Raw genomic sequence first — 18,407 nt, forward strand, 5'->3', positions numbered from 1 at the left:
AGCGGCCGGGCATGGGAAAACGCATCGCGATCATCCAGGGCCATCCCGATCCGGCGCCCGAACGCTTCGGGCGCGCGCTGGCCGAGGCCTATGCGCGCGGCGCGGCCGCGGCGGGCCACGAGGTCAGGGTCATCGAGGTGGGCGCACTCGATTTCCCCCTGCTGCGCGGCAGGCAGGACTGGGAGCGGGGGCCGCCGGCGGAGGCGATCCGGCAGGCGCAGGAGACGATCGCCTGGGCCGGGCATCTGCTCATCATCTATCCGCTCTGGCTCGGCTCGATGCCGGCGCTGTTGAAGGCCTTCCTCGAACAGGTCATGCGTCCGGGCTTCGCCATCGCGCGGCCGGAAGAGGGCGGCATGGGCAGGAAACTGCTCGCAGGCAGGAGCGCCCGCATCGTTGTCACGATGGGCATGCCGGCGCTGTTGTATCGCTGGTATTTCCGCGCCCACAGCCTGAGGAGCCTCGAACGCAACATCCTGCGCTTCTGCGGCATTGGCCCGATCCGGGAGACCCTGATCGGCATGGTCGAGGCGGGCGCCGCCGCACGGCGCGAACGCTGGCTCGATCGTATGCGCGACCTGGGGCGCGCGGGTGCCTGAGCGCCCGGCGCTCCGCCGCAACAGGAACCACACGCCGCATTGCCCGCCGGTGGAACGGGCGATATCATGCTGTCTGGAGTCACGGGCGGCGATCGATTTCCGGCGCAATGTCCCGGAGGGGTCCGGCAGGGATTCCGGTTGCCGCAGTCGCGGCCGGCGGCATGTTTGACGACGAGAAGAACAATTCCACACGTGTATAAGCGCAAGCCCTTGTTTCATGCCTGGGGCGCCCTCGACCGCGGCCGCTTCGTCGCCGGGATCCTGTTCGTGCTCGGAGCCCTGCTCACGCTCGCACTCGTGACGCTCGATGGCCAGACCGGCGGTGACACGCGCATCAGCGGCCTGGGTTTCGGCGTCAATCTCGTGCTGATGGCCGTCCTGATGTTACTGTTCGTCCCGCTCACGCTGCGCCGCGCGCTCGATCTCGGCTGGTCCGTGCCGAAGGCCTTTCTCGGGCTGATCGGATCCGTCCTGCTGTTCCCGCTGCTGACGCTGGTCTTCATGACGGTTCCCGGCCGGGGTGCGGAGGACGCGGATGCGCCGCGACCGCTGCCGATGCTGGCGGTGATCGCGGCCCCGGTCGCCGGGGTGGCGGCGGCCATGATGGTTACAGTGGTCTTCTCGCGGTTCTAGTATCAGGCCTTCGGGGGCGGCGATGAACGGCCGGACGGGATTTCACATGCGGTTATCGACATGATGTCGCTGCGCCCGGTTTCCCATCGCCGCTACCTGCTGATCCTCACCCTCCTGTTTCTGGTGGAATGGCTGCTGCTGGCGATCGATCCCAGCTACCGCAGCGACTGGCTGCTGGAAAACGTGCTGCCGGTGCTGTTCCTCGGCCTGCTCTGGCTCACGGCCGGCCGGCTGCCGCTGTCGCGCGTCTCCTATACATTGATCTTCGCGTTCCTGTTCATCCACGAGGTCGGCGCGCACTACACCTATGCGGAGGTCCCTTACGACGCATGGTTCCACGCGCTTGCCGGGACGGGTTTCAACGAGCTGGTCGGGTGGGAGCGCAACAACTTCGACCGCATCGTGCATTTCCTCTATGGCCTGCTGCTGTTCTATCCGATCCGGGAGATCTATTTCCGGGTCGCGCGGGCGGGTGGCTTCTGGGGCTATTTCCTGCCGCTCGATTTCGCCATGTCCACCTCGATGGTGTACGAGCTGATCGAGTGGGCGGCAGCGGAGGCGTTCGGCGGTGAACTCGGCATGGCCTATCTCGGCACCCAGGGCGACATCTGGGACGCGCACAAGGACATGCTGCTGGCGAGCATCGGCGCGCTGATCGCCATGCTGATCGTGCTCGGCATCAACCTCTACCTGCAGAAGGATTTCGCACGCGAATGGGCCGAAAGCCTGCGCGTCAAGCATGTCCGGCCGCTGGGCGAGGACGAGATCGCGCGCCTGTGGCGGGAGAAGCAGGATCACCGCGTCGATGAGTAGGGTGCGCCGGACGGACAGCAGGAAGGATGGGGCCCGATGGATTTCCTGACCGGCATTACGATACTGGTGATCTATCAGCTCATCGGTGAGGCGGCGGTGCTGCTGCTGGGAATTCCGGTCCCCGGGCCGGTGGTCGGGATGGCCCTGCTGTTCCTGACCCTGGTGATCCGGCGCGGCGCGGCGGCGCCGCTGGAGAACGCGTCGACCTCCCTGCTGAGCCACCTTTCGCTGCTGTTCGTGCCGGCCGGTGTGGGTGTGCTGGTGCACTTCCACCGGATCGGAGACGAGTGGCTCCCGATCGGCGTCGCGCTCGTGCTCGGCACGCTGGTTACGCTGGCGGTGACGGCGCTGGTGATGCGCGTGATGCAGCGCCTGGTCGCCCGCGGAGGACCGGAGTGATGCGCACGGACCTGTCGGACATCTGGGTCTATCTCTCCGCCTCGCCGCTGCTGGGCCTGACCGTCACCCTGGTGGCCTACCTCGCCGCGTGGCACCTCTATCAGCGCGCCGGCGCGAGCCCGCTGCTCAATCCCGTGGCGGTCGCGGTCGGCCTGCTGATCGCCTTCCTGCTCATCACCGGCATCCCCTACGGCAGCTATTTCGAGGGCGCGCAGTTCGTCCACTTCCTGCTCGGTCCGGCGACGGTGGCGCTGGCGGTGCCGCTCTACCGCCAGTTGTCCAAGCTGCGCACGCTGTGGCTGCCGGTCGGCGCGGCGGTGCTGGCCGGGGTCTGCACCGCGGCGGTGAGCGCGGCGGTGATCGCGCGCCTGCTCGGCGCGACCCCGGTCACCGCGCTGTCCCTCGCGCCCAAGTCGGTGACCGCGCCGGTGGCCATGGGCATCTCGGAACGCATCGGCGGGCTGCCGTCGCTCACCGCCGTCCTCGTGGTGATGACGGGCATACTCGGCGCCGTGCTGGGTGGAAAGGTGTTCGACCTGCTGCGCATCCGCGACGACGGGATCCGCGGCGTCGCCATGGGAGTGACCTCGCACGGCATCGGTACCGCGCGCGCCTTCCAGATCAGCAGTGAAATGGGCGCGTTCTCCGGACTGGCCATGGCGCTGTCGGCGCTGGCGAGTTCGCTCATCCTGCCCTGGCTGATGCGGCTGGTCGCGCACATCATCTGAGGCGCCGTGCCCGCGGTTTTCCTGCCGCGCGCGACCTGCTACCATCGCGTTTTTTTCCATCACCAAGCAACGGAGGTAGCTGATGAAAAGTGCCGCGCTCGTTTCGGGGATCCTGTTTGCCACCGGCCTGGCCTGGGCCGGGGACAAATCACATTGGGAATATTCCGGCCATACCGGACCGGAACACTGGGGGGAGCTGAGTCCCGAATTCAGCCTGTGCGGTTCCGGCAGGAACCAGACGCCGATCGACCTCGACGCCATGATCGAGGCCGAGCTGGCCCCGATCGAATTCAAGTATCAGGCCGCCGGACATGAGATAATAAATAACGGCCATACCATCCAGGTCAACTTCGAGTCCGGCAGCAGTATCGCGATCGACGGGCGGCTGTTCGATCTCAAGCAGTTCCACTTCCATGCCCCGAGTGAAAATCATATCAAAGGCAGGTCCTATGCCCTCGAAGGACATCTGGTGCATGCCGACAAGGACGGCAATCTTGCGGTGGTGGCGGTGATGTTCGAGACGGGCGCGGCCAACGAGGTCATCGGCCAGGCCTGGAAGGTAATGCCGGAGAAGGCCGGCGACAAGTCGGCGCTGGGTGCGAAAGTCTCGGCGGAAGGCCTGCTGCCGGCGCAGCGCGATTACTATCGCTTCAACGGCTCCCTGACCACGCCGCCGTGCTCCGAGGGCGTGCGCTGGCTGGTGATGAAGGAGGCCATGACGGCATCCGAGGCGCAGATCGAACACTTCGCGCATGTGATGCACCATCCCACCAACCGTCCCTTGCAGCCGCTCTTCGCACGTCCCGTTCTGCAGTAACTACTGACGTTTCTCATGGCCCGGCGCAGGCGCGCCGGGCCTCATCCGGGACCGGACCCCGCCGCTGGCGGATCATTTTTTGACCGGATGCTTGCCGAGTTTGCGCTGCAGGGTGCGGCGGTGCATGCCGAGGCTGCGCGCGGTGGCGGAGACATTGCCGTCGTGCTCCTGCAGGACCTTCTGCAGGTATTCCCATTCCAGCCGCTCGGGCGACGGGCGTTGCGCGGGGGGCGGCGACCCGGGCCGGGAGACGGCTTCCGCGGTGTCCCGCAGCGCGGCGAGGATATCCTCCACGCCGGCCGGCTTGGTGAGGTAGTGTACGGCGCCCAGCTTGATCGCCTCCACGGCGGTCGCGATGCTGGCGTAGCCGGTCAGCACCACGATGCGAACGGCGGGGTTTAGCTCGGTCAGGGCCCTGATCAGTGTCAGGCCCGAGGGGCCGGGCATGCGCAGATCGAGGAGCGCGTAATCCGGCGGCGCACGTTCCGCCTGCACAAGGGCGTCCACGGCGTCGTGGCTGACATCGACACGGTAGCCGCGATACGCCAGGGCCTCGGCGAGCACCTCGCTGAAGATCGCGTCGTCGTCGACCAGCAGCAGGCGCGGGGCGGCGGACTCATTCATCCGCGTCCACCCGGATGCGCGCGAGGGGGAGGGTCAGGTGCACGCAGGCGCCGCCGCTGCCTCGGTTGTGCATATCCAGGCTGCCGCCGTAGCGGGTGACCGTGGCGAGCGCCAGATACAGTCCGAGCCCCTGTCCCCCGTCCTTGGTGGTGAAGAAGGCCTGGCCGGCGCGCGCGAGGTCCTCCGGCCGGAAGCCGGGGCCGCGGTCGCAGACCTTGATTCGCAGCGTATCCTCGTCCCAGCCCGCCACGATCTCCACGCTGTCGGGCGAGGCGTCGGCGGCGTTGTCGAGGAGGTTGTACAAGGCCTGATCCAGCGTGCGGTCCACCACGATCCAGGGTCCCGCTCCCTGCGCGCCCGTCCAGTCGACCTGATGGCGGACCTCCGGACGGCGCCGGTGCCATTGCTCGATCAGTGCGTCGAGATACGCGCGCAGCCCCAGCTTGCGTCCGGATTCCGCGCGCGCCTCGCCGGCCTGTTCAGAGAGCCCCGACAGCACCTGCTTGCAGCGGTCGATCTGGGCGCGCACGATCGCCAGCCGCCGGCCGAGGCGGGCATCGTCCGCGCATTCACGCGCCAGCTCGTCGGTCACCACCGCCATGGTGGCGAGCGGCGTCCCCAGTTCGTGGGCTGCGCCGGCCGCGAGCGTGCCGAGCGCGAGCAGGCGCTCGTCGCGCAGGGCGCGCTCGCGCGCGTGCGCCAGGCGCTGCTGGTGTTCGCGCAGCGCGATGCCCATCCGGGTCACGAAATAGGCGATCAGCGCGGCGCTCAGGACGAACCCGATCCACATGCCCACCACGTGCATGTGAAAACCGTGCGCGCTCGGCTGCGGCAGGGGGCGGTAGAACAGCATCAGCAGGCTGTAACCGCCGATCGCGAGCCCGGCAGTGGCGTAACTGTAGCGCTGCGGCAACGCCGCCGCCGACACCGTGAGCGGCAGCAGGAGGAGGAAGGAGAACGGGTTGGTGGCCCCGCCGCTGAGGTAGAGCAGGGCGCCGAAGGCGAGGATGTCCAGGGCGAGCTGTACGTACAGCTCGCGTTCGCGGACCGGAGACGGGCGGCGCAGGCGCCAGGCCGTATAAAGATTGAGCAGGACATGCGCCAGCACCACGGCGCTCATGGCCGCCACGGGCAGCAGGATCCCCAGCGCCGTCGTGGCCACGATCAGCGCGACGAGTTCGCCCCCGTTGAGGACGGCGCGCAACAGCACCAGGCGTTGCAGGTTCAGGCGGGTGGAGGCGGTGAATGCGGGGAGTAGCGCGTGCATGGATTGCGCGTGACGTGGCGGCTCGGCGCAAACTATAGCACAGGCCCGCGCCCGGGGGCCGGGGTGCGGCATTTTGTCGCAGTACGCCGGCCGGCGCGGATGGCTTCTGCGCCAGGTACGGGCGGGCCGTGGCGGCCTGTCTTGCCGCGGGCCGCTGTCGTGTGATCGTGCGGCCATCCTGCTATCATGCGCGGGTCGCCCCGGGTCCTCCGCCATGCTGAGCTATCGCCACGCCTTCCACGCAGGTAATTTCGCCGATGTGCTCAAGCATCTGGTGCTCGATCGGATCCTTGCCCACCTGGCCATCAAGGACAAGCCCTTTTTCTGCCTCGACACCCATGCCGGGTCGGGCGGCTACGACCTGACCGGCACGTACGCGCGCAGAAACGGCGAATTCGAAGGCGGCATCGGCCGGCTCTGGGGGCGCGGTGACCTGCCGGCCCCGCTCGCGGAGTATCTCGCCGCGGTGCAGGAGTACAACGCCTCCGACCGCCTGCGCGCCTATCCGGGATCGCCGTATTTCGAGCGCCGCCGCCTGCGCGCCCGCGACCGGCTCGTGCTGTGCGAGCTGCATCCGACCGAGCTGAGGGAGCTGAAATCGTTCGCGCAGAAGGACCGGCGCATCAAGGTGGTGTACGGCGACGGCTTCCGCGAATGCATCGGTTTCCTCCCCCCGACCGAGCGGCGCGGCCTCGTCCTGATCGACCCGTCCTACGAGATCAAGACCGACTATCGCCGGGCGGTCGAGGCGCTGTCGCGCGCCTGTCGTCAATTCGAGACCGGGATCTTCGCGCTCTGGTATCCGGTGATCGAGCGCCGCAGGATCGACGGGATGGAGGAGGCACTGCGGCGGAGCGGGGTCCGCCGTGTCATGCTGTTCGAGCTGGGTGTCGAACCGGACGGCCGGGAGCGCGGCATGACCGCGAGCGGCATGATCGTGGTCAACCCGCCCTGGACCCTGCACGAGGAGATGGAGGCGGTGCTGCCGTTTCTCGCCGACGCGCTGGGCCGGGACGGCGGCGGCCACTACCGCATGTTCGAGCTGGTGCCGGAGTAGCCGGGATTCTTCAGCCGGTCATCCGGCTGGAGAGGCGCGGGCAGGGTGTTCCCTGCCGGGTGCGCGCCAGCCACCGCCCGTCATTCAGGCGGCAAGGTGCGGCGGGGCATGAGTCCCGCCCCGCGCCTCGATCCTGCGCCACACACGTTCGTGGAAGTAGAACGCCACCGTGTTTACCGCCGGCTCGATCAGGGCCACCGCGCCGCCGATCACCACGTCGCCGGTCAGCAGGCAGGCGACCGCAAAGGCGATCGAGAAGTGCAGGATGGCGAATGTCAGTGTCTTGGTCATGGTCTGTCCCGTTCACGAGGTCCTGTAATAGATAATAATGGTTCTCATGCAGGATCAAAGTCGATTTATTCTTGGCGGGCGATAGGGCGCGGCTATGGCCGGGGCCTCAGTGACGCGGTGTGGCAGGGGACAGGAAGGTGATGCGTAGGTGCCATGAACGATCGCACGCGCATGGCGGATGACAGCGGTGTCGGATCGATGCCGGGCTCGCCGTCTTATGATGGCCGTCCCTGGCAGTACGTCTCCTGGTTCTTACCATAGCCGTTTGATCCGGCATCCACCATAATACTTTCAGGGGGAGCGGTGAAGCTCCCGTCGGCCGTGAGAAAGCGGTACTGATCTAACGTGACGCACGATCTCATTCTATGATCCCGCGAACAGCGCGCATGCATTCACCTGCGCGGTGGGGACTTCTGCTGTCCCTGATCCTGTGCGCCTTCCTCCTCGCCGATGTGAACGGCGCGGCACCGGCGGGCGCCACGGGTCAGGCAGGGTCCGCCCCGGTATCCGGCTTCCGCATCGTGCGCATCTACCCGCACGACCGCCGTGCCTTCACGCAGGGCCTGGTCTACCTGGACGGCGAGCTGTACGAGGGTACCGGGCTCAACGGCGCCTCGTCGGTGCGCCGGGTCGAGCTCAAGAGCGGCCGGGTGTTGCAGAAACTGCCACTCGACGGGAAGTACTTCGGTGAAGGCCTCGCCGCCTGGGGGCCGAACCTGATCCAGCTGACGCTCCGCTCGAATCTCGGCTTCGTCTACGACCGCGCCACACTGCGGCTGCGCCAGACCTTCACCTATGCCGGCGAGGGCTGGGGGCTGACGCACGACGGGGAGCGCCTGATCATGAGCGACGGGACTTCCGTCCTGCGCTACCTCAACCCCTGGACCTATGAGGAGATGGGGGTCCTGCCGGTGCGTGACGGCGGGCGCGAGATCACCGGCCTGAACGAGCTGGAATACGTGAACGGGGAGATCTTTGCCAATGTGTGGCCGACCGACCGGATCGTGCGCATCGCGGCCGGGACCGGAGCGGTGACCGGCTGGATCGACCTCGCGGGCCTGCTCGCACCCGCGGACAAGGGCGCCCCGGGCAGCGTATTGAACGGCATCGCCTACGATGCGGAAAACGACCGGCTGTTCGTGACCGGCAAGCGGTGGCCGAGACTGTTCGAGATCAGGCTGGTCGACGGGCAGACGCCGCGGCGGTGAAGCGGCGGGGGCCGGCGCGGGCGGTATCCGGTTTGTGCCGGAATGCGGTATCTTGGCGCCGGGCGCGTCCGACGCGCCCGCCAATGACCATTCTCCAACTGGCAGGCAGACCGATGAACGCATATCTGACGACAACCCTTCTGTTGTGCTGCAGCAACATCTTCATGACCTTCGCCTGGTACGGTCACCTGAAGAGCCTTCCCCATCAGCCCTGGGTGATCGCGGCGCTGGTCAGCTGGGGCATCGCCTTCTTCGAATATATGTTTCAGGTGCCGGCGAACCGGATCGGCCACCAGGTGATGACCGTCGGGCAGTTGAAGATCCTGCAGGAGATCATCACGCTGACGGTGTTCGTCCCGTTCGCGCTGTTCTACATCAAGGAAAAGCTGACCCTCGATTATCTGTGGGCGGGTCTGTGCCTGCTCGGCGCGGTGTTTTTCCTGTTCCGTGCCAAGGTGTTCGCTGCATAGGCCGGGCGCCGTCCGACGGCCGGCGTGGCGCGGCGGCAGGATGCGCACACCTCGCGGTCGGAGCGGGCGACAGTACCGGCCGCGGTTGCAGTCCGCGGCCGATAATGCGAAGGTTGCAGGGGAGGACGCCGGACCGGAAATCGCACGGGCCGGGCGGGCGGTTTTGTCTATTCATTTGTCGGAGGGGTCAGATGCAGATACAAGACGATTGCGTGGTGTCCATTCATTACACCTTGACCAACGAGGAGGGCGATGAGCTCGATTCCTCGGTCGGCCAGGATCCCCTGGTATACCTTCACGGCGCCGGCAATATCATCCCGGGGCTGGAAATCGCCCTGGTCGGCGGCAGCGCGGGTGACCGGCTCGAGGTCACGGTGCAGCCGGAGGACGGCTATGGCGAGGTCGATCCGGACCTGATCCGCCGGGTACCGCGCGACGCCTTCGAAGGCATCGAGCGGGTGGAGCCGGGCATGCAGTTCCAGACCCAGGGGCCGAACGGACAGGTCATGCGCGTCACGGTCAGGGAGAGCGACGACGAGGGCGTGCTGATCGATGCGAATCACCCGCTTGCGGGGCAGATCCTGTATTTCAGCGTCAGCATCGAAGGTGTGCGTACCGCGACCGAGGAGGAGCTGGCCCACGGGCACGCCCATTAGGGCGCGCGTCAGCCGGTGAAATCGAACAGGCGGCGCGGCTTGTCTATGACGTATCCCTGCGCGTAATCCACCCCGATCTCGCGCAGCAGGGCCAGGATGGCCTCGTTTTCGACGTACTCCGCGATGATCTTCTTGCCCATGAAGTGGCCGATCTCGCTGATCGATTTCACAACGGCGTAATCGCTCGGGTTGCGGTCCATCTCCTTGACGAAGGCGCCGTCGATCTTGAGGAAATCGACCGGGAGGTTTTTCAGGTAGGCGTAGGAGGAGAGCCCGCTGCCGAAGTCGTCGAGCGCGAACGTACAGCCGCTCTTCTTCATGTCCAGGATGAACTCGGCCGCGTCGGTGAGGCTGCCGATGCCGGCCGTCTCGGTCACCTCGAAGCAGACGCGGTCCATCGGCGCGCCGCTGCGGGCCGCCTCATCCAGGATGAAATCCTTGAACGAATCGTCGCTCAGCGAGCGTCCGGACAGGTTGATGGCGAGTCCGCCCAGCGCGTCGATCTTGTCCCGGTTCTCCGCCATCCAGGCGAACGCGGTGCGGATCACCCAGCGGTCGATGGCGGGCATGCGGTGATAGTGTTCCGCCGCGAGGATCAGCTCCTGCGGCGACATCGGGTTGCCGTCCTCGTCGGTCACGCCGAGCAGGACCTCGACGTGGTGCGGCGGCTGCGCACCTTCGCCCGCGATCGGGACGATGCTCTGGTAGCGCAGGTCCAGCTCGCCTTCCTCCAGCGCCTTGTCGATGCGTGAAATCCATTTCATCGAGCGCTGCTCGTCGCGCAGGAGCGCGTCGTCGGGACGGTGTATCTGGATCCGGTTCACGCCCTGCTGCTTGGCGGCGCGGCAGGAGGATTCGGTCGCCTGGAGCACCTGCGCGGCATGGCTGGACGTCCCGTCGATCTGCGCGAGCCCGATGCCGAAGGACACCGAGAATTTCTTTTCCGCCCAGGTGAAGCGGTAGTCGCGGATCCTGTCGATCTGTTCCTCGGCGATGCGGCTCGCCTCCATGGTAGAGCAGTTGTCCAGCAGCAGGCAGAATTCATCCGCGCCGATGCGTCCCGCGATCGCATTGATGCCGGCGGCGCTCGTTTTCATCAGCTCGCCGATCTCCAGCAGGAGCTTGTCGCCGGCGTCGTAGCCGCAGGTCGTGTTGATCACGTTGAACTGGTCGATGTCGATATAGAGCAGGGCGTGCACCGCGGCCCCCAGCCGGGCATCCTCGATCTTTTCCTGCAGCAGGCGTTCGAACTCGCGCCGGTTGTACAGGCCGGTCAGCTGGTCGTGGGTGGTCTCGAACAGCAGCTGGTGGTGCAGGTTCTGCAGCATGCTGTACTGGGCGCGGTCCATCGCCGGTTCGTCGCCGCTGTCCAGGATGACGGCGGCGCCGTCATGGAGCTGGCGTGACAGCTGGCCGAGTTCCACGGTCTTTTCCCGCAGTCCGCGCAGGTTCACGAACACGTAGCGGTCGCAGTTTTTCGAAACCCAGGCGAGCCGGAGGCGCTGCGGGTTGTCGGAGTCCGTCACGAACAGCACCCAGCTGCCCACCTTGAGCCGCGATGCGCGTTTGCGCCATTCCTGCAGCTCCTCCGTGTCCGTGCCGGCGGATGCGTCCTCCACGGCGCGGGCCTCCTGCACAGCGTCCACGGCCTGTTCGCTTTCGCAGACGTCGATCACGTCGCGCACGTTTTCCGAGTAGGCGGTGTCCTGGATCTGGACCAGGGTATTGAGTTTTCTGAGCACCTTGGAAAAGACCTCGGGATCGATGTCGATCTCGTCGGCGATGCGGTTCAGGAGCGTGTTCACCTGTCTCTGGATGGCGTTGCCGCCGTCGCCGTCCTGTCCGTCGCCGTACAGCTCGAGCTGCGAGATCCTGTTGACCACCTGGCGCGCGACGTGGGATTTGTCCAGGAAGATGGATTCGTCGAGGATGGCCTGTTTCAGCAGCGGTATCTCGAGGCGCTGCAGCCAGGCGCGCACGCCCTTCTCCAGCAGCATGTCCTTGAACATCGATTCGAACACATTGCCGGCGACGTACATGATGCCGCTCTCGCGCCCTCCGATGCGCTTGTCCGCATCGCCCAGGGCGCCGCGCTCGCTGATCAGCGGAAGAATCTTCGAGTGATACCCGCCCGCGCCGCCGCTTTCCTGCATGTCTCCGCGCCTGCCCTGCAACTGCGAGAGGGCGGTGAGTATCTCTTCCGTGGAATAAACCTTGCCGCCGTGCGGGTCGCCCGCCGCGGGCGTGCCGCCGGCGGCCGCGCTGTTCTGTTCCAGGTCGAAGCTTTCCATCCCGCCGTCGTGGTGGCCGAACTGGCGTCGCAGCGAGAAGATGTCGCGCACGATGCCGTAGAGATCGCGGTCACCATCATTGCGGTCGCCCTCCGTGGCGGCCGGGACGGTTGCGGCGTCCGTGCGGGTCGCCGCGCGGGCTTTCCGCGGCGCTTCCTCCCGGGTGCGCTGTGACTCCTGGGCCTCCGTGCGCTTCACGATGACGCCGATCTTGATGTCGGGCAGCACGCCGTTCTCGATCAGGCAGGCGTTCATGCGGGCGTACAGATCGCTCAGGTGATCGAGCAGCACGGCCTTGAACGACGCGTAACAGATCTGGGTGGCGGGCCGGGCCAGTTCGAGCAGCTTGAGCGCCTGCTGGAAGGCCTGCGCAAAGGCATACGGGCCGAGCGGGTTGCCCTCCCTGTCGACGGAGACGCCGTAAAGCAGGCCCAGGCGTTGCTCGAGCTCGTTCATTTCCCTCTGCTGGCGCGCTTCGATGTAGTTGGCGATGTCCGAAACGGCGAGCCAGTCGTCCAGCACGTCCTCTTCGACCAGTGAAAGCTTGGCCGCAGACGGGCCGGCACCGCCGGCGTTTCCTGCGAGGGCCCTGGGTGTGCTTTCGAGGCGCTCCAGGTAGGAGCCGGTGAAATTTTCCTGCAGGATGCCGTGGGAACGGTTGAGGATGCCGAGCGCGTCGAAATACGAGTTTTGTTCCGTGACGTTCCTGGCATGGTCCGCCGAGTCGAACAACTGGCCGCCGGCATGGGAGATGAAACCCTCCATCAGCGGACGCATGATATCGCGCGCCATTCCGCGACACGCGTCCAGCAGGCGGCGGCTGTCTGCGGCTCCCGGCGAACCCGCGACCGGAGCCGTCCTCCCGGCGTCCGCGTCCCGCCGCCGTCCGCCTTCCTGTGTGACGGCGAAGTCGATGAGCAGTTGCAATGCGTTGAGGTCGGGATCGATCAGCGCGACGCCGGCGCTTTCGCCGTCGGTGCGAACGACGCGGGCGCGGAAGCGCAGGTTGTTCTGGCGTGCGTCGCCCGGCACGGCGCAGCGGATGTCCACCTGCTCGCCGACCACCGGCAGAAAATTCTTCGCCGTGTCCTGCTGGTAGTTCAGCAGCATGCCGCTGAGGCAGAGATCGCGAATCTCGCAGCGGTGCTGCGGCGAGCCCCGGAGGGTGCTGCAGACGGCGTCGAGGCGCACGCGATAGCGCTGAAAATGGCGCTTGTCGGCGCCGCCGCGCTCGCTCGTAACCGATCGTTTGCTCGCTGATGACATAAATGGATGCCGGCTATTCCCCTTGGTAGAGGCTATCGGCGTTACGGTAAGAATTTTGAATCAGTTCGCATTTTCGGGATGCGCGGGAAGCGGGCAGTCATTGGGGACAGACGGGCTGTGACCGTTACGGCATCGTCGCCGATCCTGTAACTAAATGAAATATATTAGAATTTACGATTGATCCCAGGCCGTTCAAGCTGTTCCCCGGGTTGGGCGGCGGCAAGGTGCGTTTCGTCAGCGCGGAACCCGGCCCCTGGATCCGGTCCCCGGATGCGGCTGCGCCTCCTGCCCCCATGTGGACTTTGCCTGAGGCGCTCCCTACAATCACGCGGGTTGACGAGCGGAAGATTCTTCGCCTGGCGATGCATGAGATATCTATATGACAAGGAGACGGAAATGAACAAGACAGCGAATATATCGGCGGTGATGCTGGCCCTGGTGCTGGGATTGGCCGGCTGCAGCGGCAAGGACGAGAGCATGGAGGAGCCGCAGGACACGATGGAGAACTCCGCCGACACGATGATGGAGCATACCGACGAGCAGAGCCACGACGCCACGATGGGCGAGATGCCCGCGGAACCCGCAGCACCCGCGGAACCCGCTCCGGCCGAAGGGCAGTAACGGACCGGGCCTCCGGTCTTGCCGCAACCCGGGAGATACGGGCGCCGCGGCGGATGATATACCCGGAAAGGGCCCGCATGGGCCCTTTCCTCTTTATATAGATATGCGCGCGGCGCGCGGGCCTGACGAGGGCCGCCGCCGCGTTGCCGCGGCGGCCCCGGACGTGACTAGTCCGCCGCCTTGCCTCGCCGCCGCGTGCGCATCAGGAGCATCGCGCCGGCGAGCAGCCCGGCGATCGCGCCGTAGAGATGCGAGTCCACGAGCACGGTGCCGCCGGCGAAGCTCTCCGAGCCCGGCAGCGCGCCGAACATCTGTTCCCATACCAGTTTGGCAAGGAGCAGGCCGAGCAGGAGTAGCTCCGCGCGATACCCTGCCGCGAGGCTTGCCAGCGCGCCGGCCACGAACAGGCCGTGCAGCACGCCGGACAGTCCGACATACCAGTGCACCTCGGGTTGCAGCACCAGCAGGGCGAGACTGGCGCCGAGCATGCAGAACAGCGTGACCGCCAGCCATTCGAGCATGGTGTGGAACCGTCCGAACAGCATCCAGATCAGGCCCAGCCCGACCAGGTTCATTGCCAGGTGCTTCCATCCGAGGTGTGCGATGTGCGCGGACAGCAGGCGCCAGACCTCACCCTCGAGGATGGCCGCCCGGTCGTAGCGCAGCCACGGGCGCAGCTCCTGTCCGCCGATCATCGCCGCCACCGCGAGCAGTGCCAGGGCGAGCGGCAGGGCGTGCCGCGCCGTAATTTCCCCGTATCCGCGCCGTGCGCCCGTGCCGGCGTCATTTTTCATCGAGATGCCTGATGAGGGAATCGCGCAGCGCATCGAGCTGCGCCTGGCCATTCAGCGGCCTGTTGCTCTTGTCGGTGACGAAGAAAACGTCCTCGACGCGTTCACCGAAGGTCGCGATCTTGGCGTTCTGCAGCCGGACGCCGCACTCCACGAAGGCCTGGCCCACGCGCGCGAGCAGGCCGGGCCGGTCGACGGTGGTGAGTTCCGCGATGGTGTAGCGGTGATGCGCATCCTCGCTGAACACCACCTGCGTGGGTATGGAGAAGTGGCGCAACTGGCGCGCCGGCCGGCGCGAGGTGCGCGCGGCGCGGATGTCGCCGCGGGAGATGCGCGTGCGGATGGTGTCGGCGATCTCGCGGATGCGGTGCGGATCCCGGATCGTGCCGCCGTTCTCGTCGAGTACGATATAGGTGTCGAGCGTGTAACCGCTGCGCGTGGTGATGACGCGCGCGTTGAGGACGTTCAGTCCGAGCTGGTCGAGGGCGCTCGTGGTCATGGCAAAGAGATGGTCCTGGTCGCGGGCATAGATGAAGATTTCGGTGCCGCCGCGGCCGGTCTCCTCGCGCACGCGGATCAGGGGCAGGTCCTCCGGGCGGCCGGCGAGGATCAGGCGCATCTGCCAGGCGATCTCGTCGGGTGAGTGGCGCAGGAAATATTCCTCGTCGAGCTCGCTCCAGACCGTAATGATGCGCTCCGCATCGGCGACCGCCAGCAGCGCGAGGGCGGCGGTGCGGGTCTCCGCGATGCGCTCGTCCTTGTCGACGGGAGAATCCAGTCCGCGTCCCAGGATGCTGCGCGTCGAGCTGTAGAGGTCGATCAGCAGGGCGTCCTTCCAGCCGTTCCACAGCGTCGGGTTCGTGCCGCGGATATCCGCCACGGTGAGCAGGTAGAGGTACTCGAGCCGGGCCGTATCGCCCACCTTGCGCGCGAACTCGGCGATCACGTCCGGATCGCTGATGTCCTTGTGCTGGGCGGTGCTCGACATGATCAGGTGGTTGCGCACCAGCCAGGAAACCAGGTGGGCGTCGTAGTCACTCAGGCCGTGATGGCGGCAGAAGGCGAAGGCGTCCGCGGCGCCGAGTTCGGAGTGATCGCCGCCGCGCCCCTTGGCGATGTCGTGGAACAGCGCGCCGAGGTAAAGCAGCTCCGGCTTCGGGATGCGCTTCATGATGCGGCTGCAGAGCGGAAACTCCTGCTCGTAGGCCGGCACCGTGAAGCGGCGCAGGTTGCGCAGCACGTGCAGGGTGTGGTCGTCGACCGTGTACACGTGGAACAGGTCATACTGCATCTGACCGACGATTGTGCCGAAGGCCGGGAAGTAGGCCGCCAGTATCCCGTAGCGGTTCATGCGGCGCAGCTCGTGGGTGACGCCGCTCGGCTGGCGCAGGATCTCCATGAACAGGCTGCGGCAGCGCAGGTCGTTGCGGAAGCGGTCGTCGACGAGGTGGCGGTGGTCGCGGATCAGCCGGATGGTGGCCGCGCGCACGCCCTTGAGGGTGCGGTCCTGTTCCAGCAGGAGGAAGATCTCCAGCAGCGCGAACGGATAGCGCCTGAACACACCCGTGTCAGCGACCTCGATGAAACCGTTGCAGGACTGGAACCGCTTGTTGATCCTGACGATCTCCACCGGAGCGTCGGCGTGCAGGATGACTTCCTGGAACAGCTGCAGCAGCATCTCGTTGAGCCGGCTCAGCTCGGTGATGGCGCGGTAGTAGTCCTTCATGAAATTTTCGACCGCAAGGCGATGGTCGTCCTGGTAGCCGAACTGCGCGGCCAGGGTGCGCTGGTAATCGAACAGCAGGCGGTTCTCGTTGCGTCCGGTCAGGAGGTGCAGGGCGTAGCGCACCTTCCAGAGGAACTCCCGGCCCTGGGCGAGGTCGGCGTACTCGCGCTGGGTGAGAAAGTCGCGCGCGACCAGGTCGCGCAGCGTGCCGGTCCTGAAGTGGCGTTTCGCCACCCAGGCGATGGTCTGGATGTCGCGCAGGCCGCCCGGTCCCTCTTTCACGTTCGGCTCGAGGTTGTAGGCCGTGTCGTGGTATTTGCGGTGGCGGGCGAGCTGCTCGCGCCACTTGGCCTCGAAAAACGCGCGCGTCGGCCAGACATGCTCCGGCCCGGTCCGGGCGCACATCGTCTGGAACAGCGCATCGTCCCCGGCGAGCAGGCGCGCCTCCATCAGGTTGGTGGCGACGCCGACATCCTGGCCGGCCTCCTCGACGCATTGCTGCACGGTGCGCACGCTGTGCCCGACCTCGAGGCCGATGTCCCACAGGAAGGCGAGAAATTTCTCCAGGCTGCCCTGGCGTGCGGCCTGCGCGTCCGGCTCGAGCAGGATCAGCAGGTCGATGTCGGAATTCGGATGCAGTTCATGGCGGCCGTAACCGCCGACCGCGACCAGCGCGATGCCGCCGCCCTGCGGCGGGATGAAGCGGTGCCAGGCGCGCAGCAGCAGTTCGTCCACGAACCATACCCGCTGGCGCACCAGGTCGGTGACCGGGACGCCCTTGGCGAAGCGCTCCGCCAGCGCCTGGTCGACGGACTGGAGCGTATGGCGGAACAGCTCCAGCGGCGTCGTGGTGCTCGCCAGAGCGCGGTCGAAGGAACCGCTGAAGAAGAGCTGCATGTCGGTGAGGGGCACGGCGGATGTCCGGTTCAGGGATGTGCTGCGACGGGAAGCGCGGCGGCTGCGCTTCAGAGCGGATCGTCGGGCAGGCGGGTCAGTACCTCGTGGCCGTTTCCGGTGACGAGGATGGTGTGTTCCCACTGCGCCGAAAGGCTGCGGTCCTTGGTGACCACCGTCCACTGGTCCGGCAGCAGCTTCACGTGGCGCTTGCCGGCGTTCACCATCGGTTCGATGGTGAAGGTCATGCCGGGCTCGAGTGCAAGCCCGGTGCCGGGCATGCCGTAGTGCAGCACCTGCGGCTCCTCATGAAAGTTGCGCCCGATGCCGTGGCCGCAGTATTCGCGAACCACCGACATGTTGTTCGCTTCGGCGTGATGCTGGATCGCGAAGCCGATGTCGCCCAGGCGCACGCCCGGCCGGACCATCTCGATGCCGATGCACAGGCATTCGTAGCTGATCTGGGTGACGCGCCGCGCGATGATCGACGGTTCGCCGACGAAGAACATCTTGCTGGTGTCGCCGTGATAGCCGTCCTTCAGCACGGTGATGTCGATGTTCACGATATCGCCGCCCTTGAGCACCTTGTTGCCGGGGATGCCGTGGCAGACCTGGTGGTTGATCGAGGTGCAGATCGACTTGGGGAAGCCGTGATAATTCAGCGGCGCCGGGATCGCGTCCTGCACGCGCGTGATGTAATCGTGGCAGATGTCGTCGAGCCGTACCGTGGTGACGCCGGGAATGACGTGGGGGCGGATCATGCGCAGCACCTCGGCCGCGAGGCGGCCGGCGGTGCGCATCTTGTCGATCTCTTCCGCGGTCTTGATGTGGATGCTCATGTTCGCGTGCTCATGTCCCGGCCCGCGGCCCGGACGGAGGCCGACCGCTCCCGGCGCACCGCGCGGGTGGTTGACTGCGGGGGTGGGAATTGGCCGCGCGCCGGCCGCCGACGATTTGGTACATGACTGTTATACCTGAAGATTCTTCCATGCCTACGGATAGTACAGTGGATCAGGACAAATTTACAGCGCCGCGATGCGGCCCGGTCCCGCATCCACGCCGGATTTGTACTGTCCCCCGGTATGTGGTATAAAACGCGCGCAACATACTATATATAAAGTACATTTCAGTGCGTATAATTCGGGGCTTTCGCGCTCCCGGTCCGCGCAGGCGGAACCCGGGGCGATACGCCGCAGATTGTCCAGGCTGAATTTCACACACATGCCACGCACATGTATCTGGGTGCCCGCGCAGCG

At 66.3% G+C, this 18,407-nt stretch carries 18 protein-coding genes; 11 read left to right on the forward strand and 7 right to left on the reverse strand.

The window, feature by feature from the left end; translation table 11 throughout:
* The first annotated feature begins 11 nt into the window (after nt 1-11).
* The 6 genes from IPK65_08040 (at nt 12) to IPK65_08065 (ending at nt 3,989) form a co-directional block, all read left to right on the forward strand.
* Nucleotides 12-599 (forward strand): NAD(P)H-dependent oxidoreductase, encoded by a 588-nt coding sequence (locus tag IPK65_08040; protein ID MBK8163084.1) that lies wholly within the window; start codon nt 12-14, stop codon nt 597-599.
* 192 nt (nt 600-791) lie between these two features.
* Nucleotides 792-1,232 (forward strand): hypothetical protein, encoded by a 441-nt coding sequence (locus IPK65_08045; protein MBK8163085.1) that lies wholly within the window; start codon nt 792-794, stop codon nt 1,230-1,232.
* Between the two features lie 60 nt (nt 1,233-1,292).
* On the forward strand, nt 1,293-2,045 hold the full coding sequence (locus IPK65_08050) for a DUF2238 domain-containing protein (GenBank protein MBK8163086.1): 753 nt from the start codon (nt 1,293-1,295) through the stop codon (nt 2,043-2,045).
* Between the two features lie 36 nt (nt 2,046-2,081).
* Nucleotides 2,082-2,444 carry a CidA/LrgA family protein gene (locus tag IPK65_08055; GenBank protein MBK8163087.1) on the forward strand — a complete coding sequence of 121 codons (363 nt, stop codon included), beginning with the start codon at nt 2,082-2,084 and terminating at the stop codon, nt 2,442-2,444.
* Nucleotides 2,441-3,172 (forward strand): LrgB family protein, encoded by a 732-nt coding sequence (locus IPK65_08060; GenBank protein MBK8163088.1) that lies wholly within the window; start codon nt 2,441-2,443, stop codon nt 3,170-3,172. The genes IPK65_08055 and IPK65_08060 overlap by 4 nt, the downstream gene beginning before the upstream one ends.
* Nucleotides 3,173-3,254: 82 nt before the next feature.
* Entirely contained in the window at nt 3,255-3,989 is a 735-nt protein-coding gene (locus IPK65_08065) for a carbonic anhydrase family protein (GenBank protein ID MBK8163089.1), read from the forward strand.
* A 72-nt stretch (nt 3,990-4,061) separates the two neighbouring features.
* Here IPK65_08065 and IPK65_08070 read toward each other — a convergent pair whose 3' ends face one another.
* Nucleotides 4,062-4,613 carry a response regulator transcription factor gene (locus IPK65_08070; GenBank protein MBK8163090.1) on the reverse strand — a complete coding sequence of 184 codons (552 nt, stop codon included), beginning with the start codon at nt 4,611-4,613 and terminating at the stop codon, nt 4,062-4,064.
* Nucleotides 4,606-5,880 carry a HAMP domain-containing histidine kinase gene (locus IPK65_08075; protein MBK8163091.1) on the reverse strand — a complete coding sequence of 425 codons (1,275 nt, stop codon included), beginning with the start codon at nt 5,878-5,880 and terminating at the stop codon, nt 4,606-4,608. Before IPK65_08075 ends, IPK65_08070 begins: the two co-directional genes overlap by 8 nt.
* A 214-nt stretch (nt 5,881-6,094) precedes the next feature.
* On the opposite strand from IPK65_08075, the gene IPK65_08080 reads away from it, so the two are divergent.
* The gene (locus IPK65_08080; GenBank protein MBK8163092.1) at nt 6,095-6,937 is read left to right on the forward strand and encodes a 23S rRNA (adenine(2030)-N(6))-methyltransferase RlmJ; all 843 of its coding nucleotides are present in this window, start codon (nt 6,095-6,097) and stop codon (nt 6,935-6,937) included.
* A gap of 84 nt (nt 6,938-7,021) precedes the next feature.
* Here the strand turns inward: IPK65_08080 and IPK65_08085 are convergent, their stop codons facing one another.
* Nucleotides 7,022-7,228 (reverse strand): DUF2061 domain-containing protein, encoded by a 207-nt coding sequence (locus IPK65_08085; GenBank protein ID MBK8163093.1) that lies wholly within the window; start codon nt 7,226-7,228, stop codon nt 7,022-7,024.
* A gap of 386 nt (nt 7,229-7,614) precedes the next feature.
* On the opposite strand from IPK65_08085, the gene IPK65_08090 reads away from it, so the two are divergent.
* From IPK65_08090 to IPK65_08100, 3 genes are all read left to right on the forward strand, one after another.
* Nucleotides 7,615-8,436: a glutaminyl-peptide cyclotransferase gene (locus IPK65_08090; protein ID MBK8163094.1), complete on the forward strand. Its 822-nt coding sequence runs from the start codon at nt 7,615-7,617 to the stop codon at nt 8,434-8,436.
* 113 nt (nt 8,437-8,549) lie between these two features.
* Complete coding sequence (locus IPK65_08095) at nt 8,550-8,906, forward strand: DMT family protein (GenBank protein ID MBK8163095.1); 357 nt, start codon at nt 8,550-8,552, stop codon at nt 8,904-8,906.
* Between the two features lie 191 nt (nt 8,907-9,097).
* The gene (locus tag IPK65_08100) at nt 9,098-9,562 is read left to right on the forward strand and encodes a peptidylprolyl isomerase (protein MBK8163096.1); all 465 of its coding nucleotides are present in this window, start codon (nt 9,098-9,100) and stop codon (nt 9,560-9,562) included.
* Nucleotides 9,563-9,570: 8 nt separating this feature from the next.
* On the opposite strand, the gene IPK65_08105 is transcribed toward IPK65_08100, so the two are convergent.
* Entirely contained in the window at nt 9,571-13,119 is a 3,549-nt protein-coding gene (locus IPK65_08105) for a DUF1631 family protein (GenBank protein MBK8163097.1), read from the reverse strand.
* Between the two features lie 396 nt (nt 13,120-13,515).
* Between IPK65_08105 and IPK65_08110 the strand changes: the two genes are divergently transcribed.
* On the forward strand, nt 13,516-13,740 hold the full coding sequence (locus IPK65_08110; GenBank protein MBK8163098.1) for a hypothetical protein: 225 nt from the start codon (nt 13,516-13,518) through the stop codon (nt 13,738-13,740).
* 167 nt (nt 13,741-13,907) lie between these two features.
* Here IPK65_08110 and rrtA read toward each other — a convergent pair whose 3' ends face one another.
* The 3 genes from rrtA to map all read right to left on the reverse strand — a co-directional run bounded on the left by rrtA (nt 13,908) and on the right by map (nt 17,990).
* Nucleotides 13,908-14,534 (reverse strand): rhombosortase, encoded by a 627-nt coding sequence (gene rrtA, locus IPK65_08115; GenBank protein ID MBK8163099.1) that lies wholly within the window; start codon nt 14,532-14,534, stop codon nt 13,908-13,910.
* Nucleotides 14,524-17,154 carry a [protein-PII] uridylyltransferase gene (gene glnD / locus IPK65_08120; protein ID MBK8163100.1) on the reverse strand — a complete coding sequence of 877 codons (2,631 nt, stop codon included), beginning with the start codon at nt 17,152-17,154 and terminating at the stop codon, nt 14,524-14,526. The genes rrtA and glnD overlap by 11 nt, the downstream gene beginning before the upstream one ends.
* 68 nt (nt 17,155-17,222) lie before the next feature.
* The gene (map, locus tag IPK65_08125) at nt 17,223-17,990 is read right to left on the reverse strand and encodes a type I methionyl aminopeptidase (GenBank protein ID MBK8163101.1); all 768 of its coding nucleotides are present in this window, start codon (nt 17,988-17,990) and stop codon (nt 17,223-17,225) included.
* Between the last annotated feature and the right edge of the window lie 417 nt (nt 17,991-18,407).

It is taken from the genome of Gammaproteobacteria bacterium (assembly GCA_016712635.1).
Classification (GTDB): Bacteria; Pseudomonadota; Gammaproteobacteria; order SZUA-140; family SZUA-140; genus JADJWH01.